General features: G+C 66.9%; 6 protein-coding genes. 3 read left to right on the forward strand and 3 right to left on the reverse strand.

Going from position 1 to position 4,930, the window contains the following annotated elements:
- Nucleotides 1-322, forward strand: a 322-nt coding sequence (gene bfr / locus QZV94_RS23300) for a bacterioferritin (protein WP_293682587.1), incomplete at its 5' end; no start/stop codon positions are given.
- Nucleotides 323-614: 292 nt separating this feature from the next.
- Here the strand turns inward: bfr and QZV94_RS23305 are convergent.
- Nucleotides 615-812 carry a hypothetical protein gene (locus QZV94_RS23305; RefSeq protein WP_293682589.1) on the reverse strand — a complete coding sequence of 66 codons (198 nt, stop codon included), beginning with the start codon at nt 810-812 and terminating at the stop codon, nt 615-617.
- A 162-nt stretch (nt 813-974) separates the two neighbouring features.
- Between QZV94_RS23305 and QZV94_RS23310 the strand changes: the two genes are divergently transcribed.
- Both QZV94_RS23310 and QZV94_RS23315 read left to right on the forward strand, forming a co-directional pair.
- On the forward strand, nt 975-2,246 hold the full coding sequence (locus QZV94_RS23310) for an NRAMP family divalent metal transporter (protein ID WP_293682594.1): 1,272 nt from the start codon (nt 975-977) through the stop codon (nt 2,244-2,246).
- 56 nt (nt 2,247-2,302) lie between these two features.
- Entirely contained in the window at nt 2,303-2,611 is a 309-nt protein-coding gene (locus QZV94_RS23315; RefSeq protein ID WP_293682590.1) for a hypothetical protein, read from the forward strand.
- Nucleotides 2,612-2,952: 341 nt separating this feature from the next.
- Here QZV94_RS23315 and QZV94_RS23320 read toward each other — a convergent pair whose 3' ends face one another.
- Together QZV94_RS23320 and QZV94_RS23325 are read right to left on the reverse strand one after the other, a co-directional pair.
- Nucleotides 2,953-3,573, reverse strand: a complete 621-nt coding sequence (locus QZV94_RS23320) for a response regulator transcription factor (RefSeq protein WP_293682591.1) — start codon at nt 3,571-3,573, stop codon at nt 2,953-2,955.
- 48 nt (nt 3,574-3,621) lie between these two features.
- Entirely contained in the window at nt 3,622-4,737 is a 1,116-nt protein-coding gene (locus tag QZV94_RS23325) for a sensor histidine kinase KdpD (protein ID WP_293682593.1), read from the reverse strand.
- Between the last annotated feature and the right edge of the window lie 193 nt (nt 4,738-4,930).

The following is a 4,930-nucleotide window of genomic DNA, read 5'->3' on the forward strand; positions in this document are numbered from 1 at the left end:
CGCCGACAAGCTGATCCACCGCATCCTGTTCCTGGAAGGCCTGCCCAACCTGCAGGACCTGGGCAAGCTCGCGATCGGCGAGACCGTGCCCGAGGGCCTGGCCGCCGACCTCAACCTGGAACTCAACGGCCGCAAGACGCTGGTCGACGGCATCCGCCAGTGCGAAGGCGTCTCCGACTTCGTCTCCCGCCAGCTCCTGCGCGAGATCCTCACCGACACCGAGGAGCACATCGACTACCTCGAAACCCAGCTCAGCCTGGTGAAGAGCCTCGGCGAACAGAACTACCTCCAGAGCGCCATGGGCGAACTCCCGGACGGCTAGACCGACACCCCTCTCCTCTCCCGGGCGCGGAGCGCCGTGGGAGAGGGCGGCGCCGCGCTTCGATGGCCCGACGTTGGACCCGCTCGTATCACCGGCCGGCTACGCGCATCGCCTCGCCCCGTCCCGCCCGTCATCCCGGCCGCAGCGCAGCGGAGCGCGGGACCCAGGTCCCACCGCACGGTCCTGGATCCCAGGCGCGGCTCTACAGCCCTAAGGCGGGCGGCGGCGGGGAGCCGGGCCGAGAACGACGGTCGCCAGGGCCGCGGCAAGTCCCGCGCGCGCAGCGCCTCCCCTACGGCGCCCCGTCTTCGAGCTCGCCGGCTTCCGCCAACAGAAGCAGACGATGGGCGGCGTTTCGGGCCTGCTCCAGGGTCGCGACACTCGCGACCTGCGCATCGTCGAGCCGGGTGTTGGGGAGGAGTATCCCCAGGATTTGCCGGTCGATTTCGATGATCGTGCGTCTTAACCGGCCGGCCACTGCGTCGCTCATTGGCGTTCGTAATCCCCGATTTGGCTGGCGCTAGCCAGCGCGACCGTGCTGAGCATAGGCCCAGCCGCCGCCGAGTTCACCAGCGCCGAGCGAGGACAGCGTGTCATGGTTGAAGTGCGCCGAAGAGTGGCGGCGGCCGCCCACGTCCCGCGCCCGCCAGGAATGAGCCTGGCGACCCACCGGGTTCGTCGCGCGGCTCTTTTTCAGCGTCTGGGTCCGGGCCTGATCACTGGCGCCGCCGACGACGACCCCAGCGGCATAGCCACCTACTCGCAGGCGGGAGCGCAGTTCGGGCTCAACATGCTGTGGAGCATGCTGTTCCTCTATCCGCTGGTGTCGTCGATCCAGATCATCAGCGCGCGGATCGGGCGCGTTACCGGCCACGGACTTGCCGCGAATCTGCGCCGCGTGTTTCCGCCTCCGGCGGTGGCCGTGCTGGTGTCGCTGCTCTTCATCGCCAATACCATCAATATCGGCGCCGATCTGGCCGCCATGGGCGCGGCCGCGGAACTGACCCTGGGATGGGGGCGCCACGTGTTCACCATCCTGTTCGCCGTGATCTCCCTCGGCCTGCAGGTGCTGGTGCCCTACCACCACTACGTCCGCTTCTTGAAGTGGCTCACCCTGGCGCTGTTCGCCTACGTCGGGGTCGTCCTCACGGTGCGGATCGATTGGGGCGAGGTCGCCCTGCGAGCGGTGACGCCGCACCTCGCTTTGACGGGCGCCACCGCGACCGTGATCGTGGGTGTGTTTGGCACCACCATAAGCCCCTACCTGCTGTTCTGGCAGGCCTCCGAGGAGGTCGAGGACGACGAGGCCGATCCGACCACCGATCCGCTTATCGATCATCCCGAACAGGCCCCCCGGGAACTGAGCCGCATCCGCTGGGACACCTACCTCGGCATGGCCTTCGCCAATCTCGTCGCGTTCTTCATCATCCTGACGACCGCCGTCACCTTGCATGCCGAGGGCCGGACGGACATCCAGACCTCCGCCGACGCTGCGGCGGCCCTTCGGCCGATTGCCGGCGATCTCGCCTTCGCCCTGTTCAGCCTGGGCATCATCGGGACGGGGCTGCTCGCCGTGCCCGTTCTTGCGGGATCGGCGGCCTATGCGATCTGCGAGTCCCGTGGCTGGAGGATCGGACTCGAGCACAAGCCGCGCGAGGCCGTCGGATTTTACACGGTGATCGGGTTGGCGGTTCTGATCGGCCTGGCCGTGGACTATTCGCCGGTCGATCCGATCCGGGCGCTGTTCTGGAGCGCGGTGCTGAACGGCGTCATCAGCGTGCCGCTGATGGCCGCGATGATGATCGTGGCCTCCCGGCGCGACGAGATGGGCGCGTTCGTCGCGCCGGTTGCGCTTCGCGTGCTGGGTTGGCTGGCCACCGCATGCATGGCGGCGGCGGCGCTCGCGATGTTCGCGACCTGGTAGGCAACGCCGTACCGGCCGGTCAGCGGGCGGGAGTCGGCGATCCGCATCGCCGGGTCGTGCGTGCGATCAGCTTCGCTGCGGGCCATCGTCGTTCAGCCTTCGGCGTGGAACGCTGGGCCACCTCTATTGCGCTGGCTGTTTACGGTGGCCTTGATGCACCTTTCGTTCTTGCAGCGCTTGTGGTGATCGGGCTGCCAGCCACCTGGATTCTGGCGAAGCTAAGAACTGAAGGGCTGCTGCAGTACGCCCTCGCTGGTGTCATCGGCGGCCTGCTGTTCTGGCCTATCGTCATCGTGCCATGTCGTGGTTCGACGGCATCCCAGTTGGGCTTCCACCAGCGGAGATCGCCCCAACTCGGCTGCTGATCATGACCGCGATCTACGGGATCGCTTGTGCTGCGAGCTGGTTTTTTGTCGCCCGTCGAAGTCGCACCTTGGTTCCCCGACCCAGCTGAATTCTCACACAGCCTCGACTCGTTGGCGACGCTGGTAGGTCTGCACTGGGTCCTCGCCTGCGCGCAGAGCCGCTTCAGCTTCAACCGTGGCCTACAGGCGCGGAGCGCCTTGGGAGAGGGCGGCGCTGCGCCTCGATGGCCCCAACGTCGGACCCGCTCGCCCACCGGTTGGCTACGCGCATCGCCTCGCCCGTGATCCCGGGCGCAGCAAAGCGGATCGCCGGGACCAGTGCAGCGGGGGCCGGGTCGCGTCTAAATCAATCCCGCCTCTCGCGCTTTGAACGCAGCTTCAGTACGGGTGGTGACGCCCAGCGCCAGAAACGCAGCCGTTGCATGGGCTTTCACAGTGGCCGGCGACAGGTCGAACGCTTTGGCGATCTCTTTGTTGGTCTGGCCCAGAGCCATGGCCCGCATGATATCGGTCTGGCGCGGCGTAAGGCGCATCGGCGCAACATCCGCTCGTTTCGATGGTGCTTCCGGAGGGTCGCGGCGTCCCATGGGAAGGAAGCGGCCGCCAGCCAGGATCATCGTGATCGCCGAAGCTATCACGCGGCTGCGCGCCGATTTAGGCAGGAACCCGGCCACGCCGGCCTGCATGAGGCGCAAAAGCAGAGCGTCATCATCATTACCTGTAACCACCAGGATGGGCGTCCCCGGGGCTGCGGCCAACACGCCGGCAATCCCTGCTTCCGGATCGGCGCCGGGCATCACCAGGTCGCAAACGATGAGATCCGGCCGGGCGCGGGCCGCGATCCAGGCCGAGGGGAAATCATGGGCCTCGGTAAGGTTCGCCTCGGGAAAGGCCTGCTGCACGGCGCCGGCAAGGGCGTCGCGCATCATCGCGTGATCGTCGCAGATCAGGCAGGACTTCACGCGCCGACGCTCCAGCCGGGTTGGGTTCCCGTGTTTGCGACGTTGTGGTCAGCAGGCGCTCAACTCAAGGAAAAAGGCGCTGCCGTTTCGCCAACGCGGATCGTAGCCAACCCGGCCGCCCATCAGGTCGGCCATCAAGCGGGCAGACGCCAGCCCCAGACCGTAGCCCCCGCGGATCTCTCCCGCATGGTCGGAACCCTGCACATAGGGATCGAAGATCGTCGCCTGATCCGCCGGGAGAATGCCGACGCCGTCGTCGATCACCCACAGCCGCACCATCGATCCATGCCGCTTGGCGCCGACCAGGATGGTTCTGGCCTGCGCGTGGCGGATGGCATTGTGGATCAGGTTGCCGAGGACGCGTTCCACGAGGATGGGATCACCGGCGACCACCAGGCGGTTTGACAGGGTGCGCAGTACGACGCGCGCCGTGCGCGCGGCGGGCTCATGCTGCTCAACCGTCTGTGCGATGACCTGTCCGAGCTGAACGGCGGCCTCACGACTGGCCAGGGCGCCGGCATCAAGGCGAAGATAGTTGGTCACCTGATCGATCATCTGCCCGATCGCTTCGAATGCGCCCTCGACGCCTTGGGCGGCTTTCAAACGGTCGCGGCCCGACGTGCTCCCCATGAGGCGATCGAAATAGAGACGGGCTGAGTTCAGAGGCTGGCCGAGATCGTGAGAAGCCGAGGCCAGGAACCGCGTCGTGGCGGCGCGCGCGGTCTGGGCGTCCGCCAGCGCCTGCACCGCCACCTGCCGGGCGTTGAACGCCTCGCTCATGGCTGTGGGGAACACGCCGCTCAAGGCGACGAGCGTTCCGCCGAACAGCAGGCAGAACAGGACGACCGCCGAACTCCATGGCCCGGGGTGAAGGGCGAAGAATGCCGCCAGGGATCCGGTCACACAGATGATGGCCGGCCGAATGAAATTGATCCCCTCCGGCTTGTTCAGGATCAGGTTGACCACCAGTCCGAACAGGAAAAGGGCCACGACGAGCCTGAGATCGTAGGGCGCGTAGGGCATCAAGACCCAGACGACGGATGTGAGCCCAGCGATGTAGGCGCCCGCCAGCACGTACACGACCGGCGCCCAGGTCCGAAACTCGGCCTCGCTTTGCGGTTTGGCCACCAGGGACAGCGCGACCATGACGGCCCAGAACGCCATGAAAGCCGCCGCCGCCGAGGCCCATATGGTCATCACCAGCGGCGGGGTGATGGGCTTGAACGCCACATAGGCCAGGAGGGCCACGATCCCCGCCAGCGCGCACCGCCAGATGCTGTAGCCGGCCTGGATGAGCTTGGGGATCACCAGTTGTTCGGAGGTCAGGGCAACTTTTGGCGCGCTCATGGCGGCTAGT

This window comes from uncultured Phenylobacterium sp., assembly GCF_902826855.1.
Classification (GTDB): domain Bacteria; phylum Pseudomonadota; class Alphaproteobacteria; order Caulobacterales; family Caulobacteraceae; genus Phenylobacterium.

Coding starts and splice junctions, on each gene's coding strand:
- QZV94_RS23305 (WP_293682589.1), bottom strand. CDS start 812: ATGAGCGACGCAGTGGCCGGCCGGTTAAGACGCACGATCATCGAAATC.
- QZV94_RS23310 (WP_293682594.1), top strand. CDS start 975: ATGAGCCTGGCGACCCACCGGGTTCGTCGCGCGGCTCTTTTTCAGCGT.
- QZV94_RS23325 (WP_293682593.1), bottom strand. CDS start 4,737: ATGGCGTTCTGGGCCGTCATGGTCGCGCTGTCCCTGGTGGCCAAACCG.